At 49.6% G+C, this 17651-nt stretch carries 19 protein-coding genes; 12 read left to right on the top strand and 7 right to left on the bottom strand.

The genetic code is table 11. From position 1 onward, the window contains the following. The 3 genes from KZ483_RS27535 to KZ483_RS27525 all read left to right on the top strand — a co-directional run bounded on the left by KZ483_RS27535 (position 1) and on the right by KZ483_RS27525 (position 4396). The gene (locus KZ483_RS27535) at positions 1-888 is read left to right on the top strand and encodes a hypothetical protein (RefSeq protein ID WP_220350666.1); all 888 of its coding nucleotides are present in this window, start codon (positions 1-3) and stop codon (positions 886-888) included. A gap of 280 nt (positions 889-1168) precedes the next feature. Continuing rightward, on the top strand, positions 1169-3193 hold the full coding sequence (locus tag KZ483_RS27530) for a stalk domain-containing protein (RefSeq protein WP_220350665.1): 2025 nt from the start codon (positions 1169-1171) through the stop codon (positions 3191-3193). A 429-nt stretch (positions 3194-3622) separates the two neighbouring features. Further along, complete coding sequence (locus KZ483_RS27525; RefSeq protein WP_220350664.1) at positions 3623-4396, top strand: TerC family protein; 774 nt, start codon at positions 3623-3625, stop codon at positions 4394-4396. A 386-nt stretch (positions 4397-4782) separates the two neighbouring features. On the opposite strand, the gene KZ483_RS27520 is transcribed toward KZ483_RS27525, so the two are convergent. Continuing rightward, complete coding sequence (locus KZ483_RS27520; protein WP_220350663.1) at positions 4783-5967, bottom strand: epoxide hydrolase family protein; 1185 nt, start codon at positions 5965-5967, stop codon at positions 4783-4785. A 141-nt stretch (positions 5968-6108) separates the two neighbouring features. Between KZ483_RS27520 and KZ483_RS27515 the strand changes: the two genes are divergently transcribed. From KZ483_RS27515 to KZ483_RS27495, 5 genes are all read left to right on the top strand, one after another. Further along, complete coding sequence (locus KZ483_RS27515; RefSeq protein WP_220350662.1) at positions 6109-7086, top strand: helix-turn-helix transcriptional regulator; 978 nt, start codon at positions 6109-6111, stop codon at positions 7084-7086. A gap of 127 nt (positions 7087-7213) precedes the next feature. After that, positions 7214-7633: a TetR/AcrR family transcriptional regulator gene (locus tag KZ483_RS27510; RefSeq protein ID WP_220350661.1), complete on the top strand. Its 420-nt coding sequence runs from the start codon at positions 7214-7216 to the stop codon at positions 7631-7633. Positions 7634-7638: 5 nt separating this feature from the next. Continuing rightward, on the top strand, positions 7639-7785 hold the full coding sequence (locus tag KZ483_RS27505) for a hypothetical protein (RefSeq protein ID WP_220350660.1): 147 nt from the start codon (positions 7639-7641) through the stop codon (positions 7783-7785). Between the two features lie 70 nt (positions 7786-7855). Beyond that, the gene (locus KZ483_RS27500; protein ID WP_220350659.1) at positions 7856-8812 is read left to right on the top strand and encodes a VOC family protein; all 957 of its coding nucleotides are present in this window, start codon (positions 7856-7858) and stop codon (positions 8810-8812) included. A 96-nt stretch (positions 8813-8908) separates the two neighbouring features. Next, the gene (locus KZ483_RS27495; protein ID WP_309568619.1) at positions 8909-10240 is read left to right on the top strand and encodes an ATP-binding protein; all 1332 of its coding nucleotides are present in this window, start codon (positions 8909-8911) and stop codon (positions 10238-10240) included. 2 nt (positions 10241-10242) lie between these two features. Here the strand turns inward: KZ483_RS27495 and KZ483_RS27490 are convergent, their stop codons facing one another. From KZ483_RS27490 to KZ483_RS27480, 3 genes are all read right to left on the bottom strand, one after another. Beyond that, on the bottom strand, positions 10243-10905 hold the full coding sequence (locus tag KZ483_RS27490) for a helix-turn-helix transcriptional regulator (RefSeq protein ID WP_220350657.1): 663 nt from the start codon (positions 10903-10905) through the stop codon (positions 10243-10245). Positions 10906-11101: 196 nt separating this feature from the next. Next, a complete protein-coding gene (locus KZ483_RS27485) occupies positions 11102-12136 on the bottom strand; it encodes an S-adenosylmethionine:tRNA ribosyltransferase-isomerase (protein WP_220350656.1) in 1035 nt (344 codons plus the stop codon). Further along, positions 12126-12872 (bottom strand): SDR family NAD(P)-dependent oxidoreductase, encoded by a 747-nt coding sequence (locus tag KZ483_RS27480; protein ID WP_220350655.1) that lies wholly within the window; start codon positions 12870-12872, stop codon positions 12126-12128. The genes KZ483_RS27485 and KZ483_RS27480 overlap by 11 nt, the downstream gene beginning before the upstream one ends. A 215-nt stretch (positions 12873-13087) precedes the next feature. Between KZ483_RS27480 and KZ483_RS27475 the strand changes: the two genes are divergently transcribed. From KZ483_RS27475 to KZ483_RS27460, 4 genes are all read left to right on the top strand, one after another. Then, positions 13088-13996, top strand: coding sequence for a DMT family transporter (locus tag KZ483_RS27475; protein ID WP_220350654.1), 909 nt, complete (start codon positions 13088-13090; stop codon positions 13994-13996). A gap of 188 nt (positions 13997-14184) precedes the next feature. Further along, positions 14185-14508 (top strand): ArsR/SmtB family transcription factor, encoded by a 324-nt coding sequence (locus KZ483_RS27470; RefSeq protein WP_220350653.1) that lies wholly within the window; start codon positions 14185-14187, stop codon positions 14506-14508. A 13-nt stretch (positions 14509-14521) separates the two neighbouring features. After that, a complete protein-coding gene (locus tag KZ483_RS27465) occupies positions 14522-15019 on the top strand; it encodes an SRPBCC family protein (protein ID WP_220350652.1) in 498 nt (165 codons plus the stop codon). A 1-nt stretch (position 15020) separates the two neighbouring features. After that, positions 15021-15464 carry a DoxX family protein gene (locus KZ483_RS27460; protein ID WP_220350651.1) on the top strand — a complete coding sequence of 148 codons (444 nt, stop codon included), beginning with the start codon at positions 15021-15023 and terminating at the stop codon, positions 15462-15464. A 399-nt stretch (positions 15465-15863) separates the two neighbouring features. Here KZ483_RS27460 and KZ483_RS27455 read toward each other — a convergent pair whose 3' ends face one another. From KZ483_RS27455 to KZ483_RS27445, 3 genes are all read right to left on the bottom strand, one after another. Next, the gene (locus tag KZ483_RS27455) at positions 15864-16454 is read right to left on the bottom strand and encodes a YdeI/OmpD-associated family protein (RefSeq protein ID WP_220350650.1); all 591 of its coding nucleotides are present in this window, start codon (positions 16452-16454) and stop codon (positions 15864-15866) included. Further along, entirely contained in the window at positions 16451-16780 is a 330-nt protein-coding gene (locus tag KZ483_RS27450; protein WP_220350649.1) for an ArsR/SmtB family transcription factor, read from the bottom strand. The genes KZ483_RS27455 and KZ483_RS27450 overlap by 4 nt, the downstream gene beginning before the upstream one ends. Before the next feature lie 78 nt (positions 16781-16858). Continuing rightward, complete coding sequence (locus KZ483_RS27445; protein ID WP_220350648.1) at positions 16859-17281, bottom strand: DoxX family protein; 423 nt, start codon at positions 17279-17281, stop codon at positions 16859-16861. Positions 17282-17651 lie beyond the last annotated feature (370 nt).

Genomic DNA, 17651 nt, shown 5'->3' with positions numbered 1-17651 from the left:
ATGTTATTGTCAGCGATTGGTGAGGACATTTCTCCTGCCTTTATTGAAGCTGTGACCGGGTTCGCACTGGGAGCCTCTTTAGAGAGAAACGACATACTGTTTTTTGACAACTGCTTGAGCAGTCCCGAGAAGGGCATTAGTATTGCTTTTAAAACTTTAGGCTTCGACGTAATCGAGAAAGCGAGCAAGATTGATGAGCGAATTCCATTGGATGAATTAAGACAAGACCTTGCCCGTTCGCCGGTACTTCTGGGACCTCTCGATATGGGTTATCTTACTTATTTGCCTAATCACCGGTTTCTCGGGGGTTGCGATCATTATGTCCTGGCATTGGAGATGAATGAGACAGACATATTGCTGCACGATCCGGCAGGGTACCCTTTTGTGAGGCTGTCATTAGAGCAGCTGGAGCCTGCATGGAGAGCTGAAAGAATAGCCTGGAGCTGCGGCGCTTACCGCTATTGGACATCTCCGGTAAGAACCTCGAATCCTGATGCGGACGAAATTTACCAACGGGCTGTCCGTTTGTTTATATCTGCCTATAAGGAGCAGCATGTGGCAGCCGGCGAGCATAATATTGTGGGAAAAAGAGCGATATTGTCCAAGGCGGACCAAATAAGAAACGGCACCATTACAGACGGAGAAAAGGGGCATTTGCTGCATTTCGCTTTCTCATTGGGGGCGAGACGGGCGCTTGACTTCTCAAGCTTCTTCCAGGGGCGGGACGACGGGTTGGCAGAATTGAAAGAAGAGCAGGCAAGGCTGTTCGGGCAATGCCATACACTGGCAGCCTCCGACGATTGGGTGGGAGCAGCCGATATGCTTGAACAGCTCGCTCATATTGAGCAGGAAATTGAAACGGCGATCTTGGCTGCCGGTGGGAGCTGAACAATCACGAGGGCGAGGCTGCAGGCAGGCAACGGCAGCCTCCTTAACCCGACAAGGCAGAAAAGTTTAACAAAGGAACCAAGATAATCAGTAACAGAGCATCTCGGCGCCCGTCCGCGCCGTCACCCGCATTGGCGCAAGGTCCTTATAAGGACCTTGCGCTGATTTTAATTACGGACTTAATTTACCAAATTACGCAACTTTTTGGAGTTAGTTGAGTCAATACGATGGTGGCTGTTTCGATGCAGCGCGGATTATACATAACGTAAAGGAGTCGAGCATGAATCAAATCAGATGGTTGGTACAGGTATGGTTAGTCCTCATTCTTTTTGTCGGCGCCGTCCCCGCGCTCTCAGCGGAGACAGTCTCTTCGGACAATCAACTGGTTCTGAAGAAGAACAGCAAGTCGATGACGTTTAACGGCGGCAAAGCCCTGCAGGCGGCCCAGCCGCTGACGGTCAAGAACGGTTCCTCCTACGCGGCGCTCAACGGCCTTGCCGGCCCGTTCGGCTATAAGCTGTCGTATGCGGCGGCGACCAAAGAATCGATTGCGTCCAATGGAACGATCGAGCTTCGCTTCAAGCCGGGAAGCCGCACGATCATCTTGAACGGCTCGCCTGTGGAAGGCCCGGGTCCGACGTTCATCCTAAAGGGCTCGCTCATGGTTCCGCTCCGCATGTGGGCGAACCTGACGGGCAGCAAAATTTCCGTCAAGGGCACGGATACGGTCATTACCTGGAAAGGCGCGCCGAAAGCGGATTTCACGGTGCAGCCGGATGTGATCTACGCCGGACAGACGGTCGTCACCTATCTGGTGGACGGGGCTCCGTCCGTCATGGATCCGTCCAATGAGAACGAGGTGTGGGAAGGCCGCCAGGACGTGTTCCTGGAGTCCGGTCCGCATACGGTCACTCGCCGCGTGAAGAACGAGTACGGCAGCTGGAGCGAGCCTTACAGCGTCACTATCGACGTGCAGATGCCGAATCAGCCGCCGGTGGCCGATTTCATGGCCGACAAGCCTGTATACCGGATTGGCGAGCCGGTTCTGCTGACGGATACAAGCACTGATGACCGCAGCAGCATCAAGTCGAGCAAGTGGAGCGGTTCGGTTCCGACCGGATTTAAGCCCGGCGTTAAACCGCTTGCATACTTTGAGCCCGGGAACTATTCGGTAACGCTCGAGGTGCAGGATGAGGAGGGCTTGACGAATTCGGTCTCCAAGACGATTGCGGTCACGTCCGAGGTGCTGTATACGCAGGAGGAATTCGATCTGCTGTTCATGCCGGCCGGCGAGAAGTATGCGATGGATGGCTCCGAGGTGCTCCACTATCCGACGGTGACATACGAGTCCGTCAACGACCCCGCTCAGCTAGTGAACAGCAACAGTCCGGAGCGGTGGGTGACGACAGGCCTCGCTTACCGGTCGCAGCTGACGGGCAAGGCGAGGTTCCTGTTCTACAATGAGAATGCGACGGGCTACCGGGTCAAGATGCATCTGATCGCAACGAACACCAGCGGTCTCTCCGCGAAGGTCGGCGTCGGGGCATGGGGCCAGGGCGGACCGGATAAAATTTCAGTCAACTCCGGCAAGATGGCGGCGGTTCGATACCTGGACGCGGTGAACCGCAATACGCCGGTAACGTATACGACGCTTGCAGCCGGGGAATCGACGATTCTGCTGCCGGAGCTGTCGAACGTGCCGATCAAGCAAGGCGAAGTGTATTCCGCTTATGCGGACATCGTCTCGGATAAGGAAATTACGTACCGCATCGTCGTGCTGTGGGATACGGAGGACCCGAAGGCGCTGTTCGGCGCGCTCGATTCCATCCAGCCGATGCCGCGGGACACGGATGCGAATGGGAAAAATCTGCACGTCCGAGGTACGTTTTTCTACGCGGATCGCCACATCGAGATCAGCGAGACCCAGCTGGGACAATCGGCGGAACGGATTGTGCTGGGAGACAGCAAGGTCGATAAACTTCTGGACGGCATCGATGAAATGACGGGCAATCTGGAATACAATCATGGCAATTTCGGCGTACTATACCGCATGAGGATCAATGTTGCGCCGAACACGCTGATCGGGCTGAACGCGCGCGGCGGCGAATATACCGGCGCGTTCATCGTAAACGGCGGGCTCGTGCAGGTGACGAACACCAGCATTCTGAAGAATCCGAACGAGACGGTGGTTCTGTACCGCACCGGCGTGACCTCGGAGACGGTGGATATCGTCTTCACGATAGCCTCGGCCAGCAACACGCCGATCAATATAGTGTTCCTGCCGATGCCGGAGAGAAGAGCGTAAGCGGGGCGGTAAAGAAAGATAAGGGTTATTAACTTACAAGAAGTAAACAAAAATCACAGATGACTATCGGAGCAAGAATGTAAGTCAAGTTTATTGTGAAGAATACAAAGGCTGCCTCATGGCAGCCTTTGTTTCGTCGTTTCAGTTCATAGCTTTCAACTTGCGGATCCACGGGCCACCCTTCATGTATCCCCTTTAGTTAGAAAAAAATTATTTCTTTATTCTAAAATGGACGAGCCTTCCTGCTTCTAACCCCCGGGCTACGATAAACATAAACGCCGTTTTTTTCGTTCGTGTCGAAGGCATATGAAAAAAATTGAACTCCAGCGGCGACTTATTACGTATACCTATTGCGGGGCAAGTAAATTTTACTACCTAGAACGTTGTTGGCTGTCTTTACTTACCAAGGTGTTGAGAGGAGAATTCAAGTTGGAATCATTGTGGTTAGAGTATGCGTGGGCGTTACTCATTCTTATCGGTTTGGAGGGATTGCTGTCGGCTGACAATGCGCTCGTATTGGCGGTCATCGCAAAGCATTTGCCGGACGAACAGAAGAAACGAGCCATCAACTATGGAATCATTTTGGCCATTGTCTTTCGTTTTGCCGCTCTGTTTGCGATTTCCTTTATCGCAAATGTCTGGCAGGTGCAGGCAATTGGTGCGGCTTATCTTCTATACTTAGGATTAAAGCATATCATCCAAGCGCGGTTCGGCAAGAAGAATGAGAATATTCACGCGGACCTAAAGCAAGAAGCCGCAGGGAAAGGCTTTTACCCTACAGTAGGAAAAATTGCACTGGCAGACCTCGCCTTTGCAATTGATTCCATTCTTGCTGCGGTTGCGCTTGCGCTTGGACTGCCAGACTCTCCGCTTGGCGATTTCGGCGGTATGGACGGTGGACAATTTATTGTAGTGGTGCTTGGCGGAATTGCCGGCTTAGTTTTAATCAAATATGCAGCAACTTGGTTTGTAAAGCTTCTTGGTGAGCGGCCAGCGCTTGAGACAACGGCTTATGCAATCGTTGCGTGGGTTGGGGTAAAGCTTGCGGTAATTACGCTTGCCCATGAGGATATTGGGGTTTTGGATACTCATTTTCCACATAGCACGGGCTGGACCGTCGCCTTTTATGTTGTCTTGGTGGCGATAGCCCTTCTTGGGTGGTTTGCCCCCAGCAAGAAACCTTCTAAGGCAAACAATGCCTAATCGAAGAATCATCCTGAGTAGTTGAAATTGGGAAAATATCTTCGTAGTGTATTTACACCAAGCAATGAATAACACAAAACGCAGCTGATCGCGTTCGGATCGCTGCGTTTTTTTATCTGCGTATAAAAAACTTCTCCGTCCGGTGCAGATGTTCATTTTCAGCGCCTCCCACAAGGATATGTGCTAATATGGGTTAAAGCAAGGTGAGGACGTGAGCATGATCCAAGCGGCTGAGAACATAAGAAAGAGCCCCCTTCTATGGAGGCTGATTTTTGGCTTGAAGCTCATCTTTGATTTAGCTTTAACCGGTGTTTTTTATTTTGAACATTCGATTACGATTTTCTGGAGATTAGGCTTTGTTGTCATCTCACTGCTGATTTAAAGGATCAATTACTTACTACATTCCGGAAGAAAGTGCGGATATCACTTATCATTAAATCCGGCGCATCAATCGCTGCGAAATGAGAGCCTCTGTTGAATTCACTCCAATGCACAATGTTGTTGCTCTGCTCCGCATAACGGCGAATCGCAACGTCGGATTGCTCGAAGACGGCAACGCCTACAGGAGTTGGCGATGGAGCCTTGGGTGCCCAGGCAGCTGGATCGTGTGCTCCTTCATAATACATCCGGGCTGAAGAGTTGGCCGTTCCGGTCAGCCAGTACAGCATAAGATTGGTTAAGAAACGGTCCCTGTCAACAGCCCCCACATGATCTCCGAATCCATAGAACAATTCGGATGTCCAGGCGAGCAGACCGACTGGAGAATCATGGAGCCCATAAGCCAGTGTTTGTGGTCTTGTCGATTGAATCATGTTAAAGCCGAACCGCTGGCTCATAAATTGACCCAGACGCGCGAGTCGGGCTTTTTCTGCTTCTGTAAGTGAGGAGAGCACGTCTTCTTCAACCTGACCCATTGGGATGAAACCCATCGTGGCAGCGTTGACGTGGACGCCGGAAACTTGGTTTGCCGCTATGCGGCCTATTTCCGGGGCGATCATCGCGCCCATATCTCCACCTTGTACGCCGTAGCGTTCATAGCCCAGCCGATTCATTAATTCCACGAAGGCTTTGGACGCGCGGCCGGATGTCCATCCTGCCTCAGTCGTGGGACCAGATAAACCAAAGCCCGGAATCGACGGTATTACGAGATGAAACGCGTCTGCCGCATCGCCACCATACGAGGTTGGATCCGTTAGCGGTCCGATAAGATCCAGAAACTCAACTGGTGATCCGGGCCACCCGTGAATGAGCAGGAGTGGCATGGCATTCGGCTCAGGGGATTGGATATGGAAGAAATGGACATTAGCACCGTCAAGTGTAGTTGTAAATTGCGGGATCTCGTTAAGGCGTGCTTCCTGCTTACGCCAGTCAAATGCCGTTCTCCAATAGTCCGCCATCTCTTTCACAAAAAGAAGCGGTACACCATAATTCCATCCCGTTCCCGGAATCTCGTCAGGCCATCGTGTTAAAGACAAACGAAGATTAAGGTCGTCCAGCTCGGCTTGCGAAGTTTCGATTTGATAAGGGTGGATTTCACCTAAGCTTGAGTTAAGGGTATCAGACGTTTTCATGATTTAGTTCCTCCTAAAGTGTGTTGTTGACTTATATTCTTATTGTAGATCCCTCTCCCTGACAACAGTATGTCAGGAAGAAAATAGTAATTTCTGATAAGATAAAAGAAAGGCGATAGCTTCAACAGGGGAGAGATCGATTTGAAAATACAGCGTCTGCTTGGCATTACAATGGTGTTATTAAGTCAGCGCCGGGTTAACGCCCAAACGCTTGCGGATAAGTTCGAGGTATCGCTTCGGACGATTTATCGTGATTTGGAGACTATTAATACTTCAGGCATTCCTTTAGTCTCGTACACCGGAAACGACGGGGGATACGAGATCATGGAGCAGTTCCGTATTGATCGGCAAATTGTGACGTTTGACGATTTGCAGTCGATTCTGGTTGCGCTAAAGGGCGTGCAAGCATCGCTTAACGATCAGGAGATGGATGGTTTATTGGCTAAAATCAAGGCGCTAGTGGCGAGGTCGGAGCAAACCCAGATGGAAGAGGCAGGCGAAACGCTTATTTTCGATACGAACCTGTGGTATGGAGGCGGATTAAAGGACAAATCCATACTAGCCTCGCTGCGTCAAGCATCGAAGAACAGGACGGTTGTTTCATTCCTGTATACAAATACGGATGGAATCGGGGAACAGCGGGAGGTCGAACCTATTGGGCTTGCCTGGAAAGGCTACGCTTGGTATTTGTACGCCTACTGCAGGCTGCGCAATGACTACCGCACTTTCAGACTCTCGAGAGTAAGCGGCTTACGGGTCCATATGGAGCATTTCACAAACCGGGGCGTTCGAATGAGTGAGCTTGACGCGCGATGGGGAAATCAGGAGACCGGCCCTTCCGTACCGCTTTTGCTGCATTTCCGCTCCCATTTAAGAGTGCGGGTGGAGGAAGCCTTCGGTCTGGACAATGTCGAGATTCAGGAAGATGGGTCGCTGCACGTCAGAGTCAGCTATCCAAATAATCATTGGATGTACGGCATGATACTCAGCTACGGCCCGGATGTTCGCGTGCTTGAGCCTGCTTTTGTGGCAGACAGGATTAGAAACCAAGGGGAGCAGATAGCTAATAATTATAAGCATGAAATCGTCAGTCGAACCTGTGGAATGGAACGGACATAAACTTGAGTCAACTAGAGGATGAATGAATCCACCTGCTTGCGGGATTGCTCCAATTAACAATTTATGTTGTTGAACATACAGAGTGCTCGCTATGTTTTATCGGTGGGAGTGAAGGTGAGGGATTCGGGTGAAAACTACGCGGGAGACTATCATTCGCGTCTCGTTTCAGCTTTTTCTGAGAAAAAGCTTCAAGGAAGTTACTATAAAAGAGATCGTAGAAAACGCCGGAGTGTCACAAGGTGCATTCTTCCACTATTTTAAGACAAAAGACGAGTTGTTTCTCGAAATTGTGGAAAATGCTCTGCAGACTGTTCTCGAGGTACATTTGAGCAAACTCGACCGGAGTTCCCTTCACAATTATTATCATGACTATATCGAGTGGTTGACTGGGGAAGGTCGTGATTTCGATTTGAACTACTTCTCTTTGTTCTTTGACGCTTTAAAGCTGTTCCCGCATTTTCGGGAGAAGCTGGCTGAGACCCAACAAGAGGAGTTGGATGCTTGGGTGAAAGTAATTCACGTTGCCAAAAGCAAGGTGAAATCCTAACTTCCATGAGCAGCGAACATATTGCAAAGATGTTCGTTTCTTCTTCCGATGGAATCGGCATACGAAGCATCCTGGCAGGAAACGACGGCCTCTCGATGAAGCGTAATTTGTTGGAATTGTGGGATGGGTTTTATTCGGAGCTAAAAGCATAATTTTTTTAATCAAAACGTAGCGAGCACTCGGTATGTTTGCCAAATTTCTCAAAATGAGGAGGTTGTACCAATGAGTATCGAAATAAACAAAATTCATCATGTAGGGCATGTTGTCTATGAAATGGAAACGGCGTTGGAACTGTATCGAAAGCTAGGCTTCGTATGCCAGCCGCCTGCCTACCCGATGATGGCTGGGCAGGAAGGCGAGACACCTAAACCCTTCGGAGCGGCTAATGCGCATATCGCATTTGTTGACAATTTTATTGAAATCGTAACGGTCGTGCGGGAGGGTGGGAGAATTCCTGACGATGCCCATTTTGTATCGCTTTCGGCGCCTCCAACTGCACTCTCCCGAATCATCGCTTCGATTAACCGTACTGTTGTCACTATCTCTCGCTGTCTGGCTCGCTTCGAGGGAATGCATATTTTGGTCTTCTCCTCCTCCGATGCGGTCTCATCTGCGGCTCGTCTGGACCAGGAAGGAGTCGGACACGGAGGTGTTCTCACCGTGCAGCGTCCCGTGGAGACGTCGTCCGGTACGCAGCTTGTTCCTGTGCGCTTGCTCGAAATTGATGATGAACATGTTATCGAAGGACGGTTGGCATTCGCTGAAAATCCACCATTGGACGCTTTGCAGACACAGATCAAAACAGATCATCCGAATGGGGCAACCGAGTTAGTCGAAGCAATCCTGTGTACCGGGGATGGAGAATTCGATCCATGTGTGGCACGGTATCGACTTTATTTGGGAGTCGAGGCGCGAACAGAGGGGGAGGCACGCGTGTTTGATCTCGGCGGCGGGCGCATTACGATCATTCCAGATTCCCGTTTAACCGATCTGCTTCCGGGAGAAGCCCTCCCTTCTTTACCGGGATTTGCCGGATATACAGTAAAAGTGCGCGACCTTCACGCCACCCGTCGGCATCTTGAAGCGCACGGATTTCCGATGATCGAGACGGCGAGAGGAGATGTTGTTGTACCGGGCGCCTCCCTTCTCGGGACGGCTATTATTTTCAGGCAAGACTAAGTATTTGACAATAAATTTGGAGTTATGGGGGTTCTGCAGCGTTTACTGGGAGTAATACCTAATAAAGAGGAAATCACACAATAACAAAGAATTAATATGCAGAGAGAATGCTCCATTTCAGCTATTCTCCCTTTATCCTTTTATAAGGGGATCGTACAAGGTATGTTATTGGAAAAATTATTTCTTAACGTCCTTATCGTCTTAGCTCCAGTATTAGTGTATACAGCGTTTGGTGACCGATCGCGGTACTCCAAATCTCCTTATGCGATGGGCCTTTTGTATGGAATATCGTCTTCTCTATGCTTGATTTTCTCATACTACGCACTGGATTTATACTGGGATCTCAGATATGTCCCGCTTGTGATTTCAACGTTGTACGGTGGGCCGATTGCGGGTAGTATAAATTACCTAATGATCTTGGCTACCCGGACATATCTTGGCGGGGATGCGTTATTGTTTGGATTTATAAGTATTACGTTAGCGTTTTTGGGACCCTTATTATTCGTCAAGAAAATCGCTGGTCTAACCGGGCGCCGGCGAATAAGAGCGGTGGTCCTCATTTCCGTTTTCCCCTCAGTTGTAATGATGCTTATATTAATTTCATATACACTCCTTACGCAGGTTGAAAAGCCCTTGGATTTTGAGCCCATCCAAGCAGTTTTGCTTTTTGGATTAATTCAAACATTAGGGACTTGGTTATCTTGCACACTCCAGGAATTTAACTTTGAACGGGCTGTAATGAAAGAGGAAATTTGGCGGGCGGAAAAGCTGAAGACATCAGGTGAAGTCGCCGCATCCATTGCACATGAAATCCGTAATCCGTTGACCGTTGTTCAAGGTTTTCTACAACTCATGAGTGAAACGATTCTCGAGGGGAAAAATCGGAAATATTTGGAATTTGCGTTGGAGGAGCTTGCAAGAGCAGAGGTAATAATAGAGGATTATCTAAACTTCTCCAAGCCGAAATTGACAAAATATGAGAAGTTTTCTTTATCTGAGTTAATTGAGAATATCACTATACTGCTAACGCCGTTGGCAAGTTACAAAGGAGTACAGTTCGAGAGCCGAGTGGAGCAGCAAATTTATATGCATACCGACCGCGGTCAACTGCAGCAAGCATTAGTCAACGTCATAAAAAACGCGGTAGAGGCTTCAACGGAAAATGAGGTTGTACAAATAAAACTGGCACTACAAGGTGACCATGTTGAACTCAAAATAATTGACAAAGGTAAAGGGATGACCCCGGAAGAGGTCAAGCGTATTGGGACACTGTTCTATACTACGAAAGAAAGCGGGACTGGTCTCGGCACCTCTGTTGCAGTACGTATCATTAAGGCGATGAAAGGAAGCATAATTTATGAAAGTGAAAAAGGCAAAGGCACGGTGTGCACCATCTCTTTGCCGCTGGAAGTACAAAAAGGCTTGTGAATTCACTGATTTCCATCCGGCACCGGCGAATCGGAACCCGGCAATGGTTTAATCGCATAAACGCATTTCTTGCCGCCCTTCGCCTTGCATTCCAGCTGCTCCACTTCGGCGCCCAATAATTCGCGGAACAAGGACAATTCGCTGCTGCACGCTTTATTATATTGATGGGCAATGTCGTGAATGGGACAATTGTATTCCGTCAGCATGTAGCTTCCCGTTTGTGCATCCTTATGCCATTCCGCCATATAGCCCCGGTCATCCTGGATTCGCGCAAGCTGCTCAACAAGCTGCTCGAGCGAAGATCCCCGCACTCGCTCCCCGTAGTTCTCCTTAAGCCGTTCCTCCCTCCGGTCGAAGAGGAGATCGACGGTCTCTTCGCCCTGAAGGTCGCGGAGGTCATTCAGAAATCCCAATGAGATTTCCGCATAGTTGCGGGGAAATTCTTTCTCGGCGTCTCCGGTAAGAGAGTATGCATTGACGGGGCGCCCCATTGATTGGCGGATAAGCCGCGGCTCGATCAAGCGGTCCTTCTCCAGCGAGTGAAGATGCTTTCTGACGGCTATATCGGATATTTTCAAATGCTGCGCAATTTCATTGGCGCTCAAGGTGCCTTCTTTTTTGAGCATGTGAAGTATTTGCTGTTTGGTCGAAGCTTCCTTGGCCATTTTCTCTCACCTTCAATATCGTTTAAATTTCCTGGCTGATGCCTTTGCAATTAACTCTATTATAGTCCATAATTCGTCAGCCGCAAGAAGAAACGGCTCCCGCGCCGCACGAACCATAGCGTGAGGCCTTGAGCTTCGGTTCATGCGGCTTGAAGCGGCGCAGCCGTTTCTTCATCACCGGGAAAAGTCTCCGCCGTCACAGAATCAGATTCATATCGCCGAACTCGTGCCACAGATACTGCTGCCGGATCGCTTCCTTATAAGCTTCGGTAAGGGTACCCGGATCCATGAATGCCGACAACAAGTCCAAATGGCTCGCCTCCGGCTCGTGGAATCCCGTGATTAAGCCGTCCGCAACCTTAAGCTGAAAGGCTTCGTCGATCTGCAGGTTGGTCCAGCCCGACCCGGCAGCAAGCTCGCCTGAACCATCGACGGCGGTTTCCAGTGTCCGGACGACGGTAGTTCCCACGGCAATAACCCGGCCTCCAGATTGCTTCGCGCGTTTCACGGCAAGAACCGTTTCTTCGGGAACCGCATATTGTTCAAAATGGTCCTTGGGCTCCATATGCCATTTATCCCCCGGGATGTAGGACAACCCCGTATGAAGCTGCACATAAGCGATCCCAATGCCCTGCCGCTGCAGCTTGAACAGCAGCTCCCAGCTGAAAGCTCTTCCCGCTGAAGGCATTTCCACGGAACCCGGCACGCTTCCATAGATCGTCTGATAATAATCCAGGTCCCAAGGCTCGTGGACATATTCGTAGCGGACCGGTTCACCGAGCCGGTAAATCTGATCGTAGAGCATGGAGCCCGAGAGCGAAAACCGCAGCGTCACGAAAGGCTCGGCTGCGGCATATACGGATGCCTGAAGGGAGGGGGAGAAGCGCAGCACGTCGCCCAGGGAGATCCCGTCTTCGACAGCAAACGCTTCCCACGTCGACTCATCGATGCGTCTGGAGAGTCTTAATTCGACCTTCGCCTCCCGAAGCTCGCCGTCTCTCCTCCATTCCGCCTGCAGAACAGCAGGCAAGGTTCTGCTGGCATTCAACACAAGCAGATCGCCCGGCTTCAGAAACTGGCCGATATGATAGAATTTCGTGTGATGTGTGCCACCCGTTCTCCGGTCCAGCACCATCATTCTGACGAAATCCCGCCTCACGCCGCGGCGCTCCGGCGGCATCGTCGCATTAAGCGTGTCCGGCAATTCAAAGGTCATTGTGCTAGTGTTCATCTGAATTCACTCCGTTCGGATCGAATTCTTGCGCCGAGAGGCGCCGGCCATTAACGCCTTCAGACGCCTCTGAAGCGAGGTAGAGGAAGACCGGCACCACTTCCTGTGGATCCGCAAGCTCGTAATCGCAGTCCGGAACGGCCAATGCGTGCATACCCGTATCCATCTCGCCCGGATCCACCATATTGACCCGGACGCCGGTGTCCTTCACTTCATCCGCCCATATTTCGGTCAATCCTTCCAGAGCGAATTTCGAAATGCCGTACGCGCCCCAGCCTGCATAGCCGACGTTGCCCGCTTCGGACGTCACATTGATAATGGACCCGGCATTGCGCTGCAGCATGCCGGGAATGACCCGTCGTGTCACAAGAAAGGGACCAACCGCGTTTACCTGCAGTACGCGGGCGAAATCCTCCTCCGGGAAATCCAGCAGCAGCGGCATCGGACTCGGGCCGAGGATGGAAGCGTTGTTGATCAGGACATCGATACCCCCGAATGCGGATTCCGTCATCGCTACAAAACGTTCCACATCCCGGGCAACGGACATGTCGGCCTTCACCGCCAGCACTTCGGCGCCCAGCGCTTCCGCTTCATTCTTAACGGCCATTAGAGCATCTTCGCCTCTGGCGGATAGGGCGAGCTTCGCTCCTTGTTTGGCAAAGGACAGTACCAAGGCTCTTCCGAGTCCTCGGGAAGCCCCAGTTATCATCACGACTTGAGATGAAATGGTTGTCATAGCGGTTTGCTCCTCACATAATTAACTTTATGGTTATTTAAGTTATATAATACACCTTATTCTGAAAAGGTAAAGCGGGTGCGCGAATATTTTTTATGGCAGCGCTATTCTTTGAATAAAAGGATTGTTTTTAACGGCGAGATCATTCAAACTATTCACTGGAGCTTTCAGACAAAGACCTGAATAACGATCGGGACCTAAGGAGACAACGTTAAATGGAGAGAAAATGGATTTATTATCTCGGGCTTGCATTGGTTGCAGCCATCTGGGGGGCGAATTTCGGGGTAGCGCGGCTTGCGATGGACACTTTCGACCCGATTTTATTTGTATTCCTGCGTTTCGGGCTCGCGCTGCCGTTCTTCTTCCTGATACTTAAGCTGAAGGAAGGCAGTGTCGGCATACCGCTGAGAACAGCGCTGCAGCTTGCGGCAATCGGGCTGGTGGGCGTTACGGCGCTTGAAATTGCAGTTATGTATTCCATCAAATATACGACGCTTGCCAATTCATCATTGCTCAATGTTGCACCATGGCCGATATTCGCCGCTTTCTTCGCACCACTGTTCATGAAAGAGGGCATATCATCCCGTCTGGTGGTCGGCGGGGCTGCGGCGATGATCGGCGTCTGCTTCATCATCCTCGGCGGGGGACAGGGCTTTAACGTGTCCGTCGACAATATGGTCGGCAACCTGCTGGCATTTGGCGTCAGCATCATCGGGGCATTGTTTAACGTAGCATTGATGCCGCTTATGAAACGCTATTCTGCGCTTCGAGTGACCGCCTGGTTTATTTTGTTCGGTGTGGTTTTCCTCTTCCCGATGACGCTTGGCTCATGGGGGAAAGTGGCGTGGAGCTCACTGAACGTCGGACATTACTCGGCGATCGCTTACAATGTATTGTTCTGCACCGTTTTCGCATTCGTCGTGTGGAATGCATGCATGTTCAAGGTCGGCGCGGCGCGGGCCAATTTCTTCCGATATGTCGTGCCCGCTTCCGCCGTAATTGCAGGATATTTGTTATTCGACGAGCGTATTACAGGCTGGCAGCTTACGGGTGCCGTCTTCATGGCTGCGGGACTTATCTGGATCAGTCTGGAGCGTAAAAGGACGGTAATTGCCGCAGCATAAAATATATCCTCATCAGGAAAAAAGCCGCTTTGCGAACTTTGTTCGCTATAGCGGCTTTTACTTCTTTTCACTTTATTTGACCATGGCACCCGTTTTTTAAAATATTCCTTGACGGGTATATTCCTTATAGGGTATATTTAATTCAACAAAGAAACCGCATCACCAGAAGGAGGTTTCGGAATGCCAAAATGAAATTGACGATTCTGAACGGACTTGCCGATTCCAAGCGATTACAAATAGTAGAATTACTGAGTGACGGCCCGCTCAGTGCAGGCGAGATCGGGGAACGGCTTCGCATTCGACAGCCTCAGACTTCCAAGCATCTTCGTGTGCTGCTGGAAGCGGGGGTAGTGGAGGTCTATGCGGAAGCAAACCGCCGAATCTACCAGCTGCGCTTGGAACCGTTTCAACAACTGCATTCGTGGCTGGAGCGTTACCGCATCAAGTGGGAAGGCAAATTCGACAACCTGGAGCAGTTTTTGCAGGAATTGCAAAAGAAAAACAACACATAGGAGGAATCATAACATGGTACAAGGTCCGGAAATGAACAATACTATCACGGAAGTAAAAGGTCGCGAGCTGCGCATACAACGCAGTTTCCACGCACCGCGAGAGCTGGTTTGGCAAGCTTGGACGGAACCGAAGCATTTGATGAATTGGTGGGGACCCAAAGGCTTTACGATTACAATTCAGAGCATTGATGTGAAGCCAGGCGGATATTGGCGGTATGTTATGCACGGTGCTGATGGAACTAACTATGATAATGTCATTCGTTATATGGAGATCGTCTGTCCAGAGCGGATCGCTTACACCCACGGCGACAACGAGGATGAAGAGCAGTTTCGGGTAAGCGTTACGTTTGCCGGCAGCGGGACTACCACCGAGCTCACGATGCAGATGATATTCAAGTCAGATGAGGAGCTGGAGATGGCCGTCAAGCAATACGGAGCTATCGAAGGTGCTAAGTCGACACTGGACCGACTCGAAGAAGAATTGGCAATATTAGCTGAAGGAGGCGTGTAAGATGAAAAAACGTGTGATCATTTACTGGATTTTTACAGGACTGTTGGTCTTATTAATGGGGGTTGGCTCGATTCCGAACCTGATGTCTTCTCCCGAATCGGCAGCCTTATTCGAGCACCTGGGCTATCCGGCATATCTGCTCCCTTTCCTCGGTGTCGCAAAGCTGCTCGGCTGTGCAGCCATACTTGTGCCTGGGTACCCGAGAATCAAGGAATGGGCCTATGCGGGCTTAACGTTTGACTTGACGGGTGCCATGTATTCGATGATAGCCGTCGGCGATTCAGCCGTATTGTTTATCATCGGGTATGTACTCATTGCCGGTTCTTATCTCTACTACCATAAACTCGGCCGGGGCGTTACAGACGGTAAAGGATATACGAATAGTGCAGGGAATCACAGGAACTTGGCGTCCAGTCAAGCTAAAGCAGGATCAACAATAAGTTAGAGAGGGCACCAACGGCCGCTAGCTGATTAAGCTGGCGGCCGTTGGTGTCATATTTTTGCCGCAGCACTCTCCCACATTCTGGCTTTATAAGAAAAATCGAATGATTCTATAAAGAAGTGCAATGAGGGAAAAGCTCTCGAAATCGTTGACTCTCCGAATCTCATGTCATAATATATAACATATAAGGTACAGCGAACGAAAACATGAGGGAGTGCTTCCAATGAAACTGTTAACTATACTTACCGCTCTTTTTGCAATTGCAACAAAAGGTGAAAAGCATGACGAACATGTCAGCAAACTTAACGACTCGTTTGAGGGTAACGCACAATACTGGAGACCGGCTGCGGCGGTGCGAGCTAGACGGTAGTCAAACCGGCGTCAGGGTGAAGGGACCATATACTAATCATTTAATCCTTTTCCACCCAGAATTTGCTGCAAATATTTTTCAACCCTTGACTCTCGAGTTTTGGATTGTTTGGGTTCGGAAAAATAAAGAATGTATGCTCTTTGCCGTCCCGGCGTCAATGCTTCAAAAGCAGTTTTCAAGGCAGGGACTTCATCGAATTTATTTTGAAGCTCTTCAGGAATTGTGAATTCCGTCGTCTTCTTAAAATTCACTTCCAAACCGGCTTTTTCAACTTCAATGGCTTCATAAATATAGGCTCTCAAGGTGGCTTCCATTTCAACTATTTGTTGAACATTGGTGAACCGAATCTGGCGTGCCGCCTGTACATTCTCCGTTTGTTGGATTAAAATCCCATGGACATCCTTTAACAAGGCACCTTTGTGAAACAGAATCGCACAATATTCCTTAAAGCCATGTATTAAAACTATGTTTTTTTCCTCAAACGTGTAACAAGGATGCATCCACTTAAAGTCTTCGGTCAGTCCACAGTCAAGAACGATTTCTCTCAGCTTCTCAAATTCTTCCTTCCATGCTTTGGCTTTTCTTAAAAATCCGTCAACCTTAGGATTCGTTGTTAAAGTCATTCTTCTTCCTCCTCTAATAATTGTTTCAAACGCAGCATATTCGTACTCCAGAACTTGCTGTAGAAAGCGACCCAATCTTGAATTTCCCGGAGTGGAGACGCGTTCAGCCTAAATAGCGTTTCTCTGCCGACTTTTCGGTCATGTACCAATCCGGCCTCTTTAAGGATTGTCAAATGCTTCGATACCGCTGTGCGGCCCATTTGAAAATGTGCCGTTAATTCATGAAGCGGCATCTCCTTTGCCTCCGCTAACAGGCGAATCAGTCGGCGCCTGGTTGGATCTGCAATCGCGTCAAACACATCACGCAGCGGATTGTTTTCGTTCACAACACCCTCTCCTAACGTCTTTTTCAGTAGCAGAATCTAAGGGTGTACGAAGGGACCACCGTTTATTTCACCACATTCTTAAAGCTTGCGGCTCTTCGGGCGCATTGCCCACGAGGCGATATTGAGTGCAGCATATGAAAGGGGAAGGATAATATAAGACCCGTAATTACCATAATCGTTAGCAAACACATGAGATAAAGCCGCACCAGTCATTAAAAAGAAAATACCGGCGTGAACCCATTCTTTAAGCCGGGGAAAACCTGGCACGACGAGAGCGATGGCTCCAAGCACTTTCCAAATCCCGAGAATGGTCATGATGTATAATGGGTAACCAAGATTCGTCACTAACTCGACGTTTCCCCCATATTGCATCAGCTGCCCGATACCACTCATCATAACAGCTGCAGCGAGTAGTAATGTGACTGACCAATAAGCTATCATTTTCCCTCGCGGCTGGATTTGTACTGTCGCGGTTGTTTCCGTACCAATCATCGTACTCATTGAGTTTCCTCCTCATAATTGTTGATTCAAGTGAGCTATTTTCCTGCTTCAAATTTTCCAAATAACTGACTCCAATAGGACACCATTTAGTGACACTTTGATTATATGTCACCATTTGGTGTCCTGTCAACAACGTTTTTAAACCCCGCATGAAAACGTGAATTAGCATGTGTGACAATATTTTATGCCATCGGGCTTTCCGACTAAAGGTTAAAAAGCCTCGGCGCGATAATGCCGAAGCTTTCAGTTTTGGTGGGCGTGAGGACTGCTTGATTAATCTCATTCGGTTCTAGATAGCTGCCCTTCAGCTGAGCGAAGGGGGTGCCGCTCGGCAGCCCCTTTAGCACTCAACTATCGTTTTTCGTTAGTT

It is taken from the genome of Paenibacillus sp. sptzw28, from assembly GCF_019550795.1.
In the GTDB taxonomy this organism is placed as follows: Bacteria; Bacillota; Bacilli; order Paenibacillales; family Paenibacillaceae; genus Paenibacillus_Z.
The sequence above is the reverse complement of the archived record's forward strand: the minus strand, read 5'-3'. Positions and strand labels throughout refer to the sequence as shown.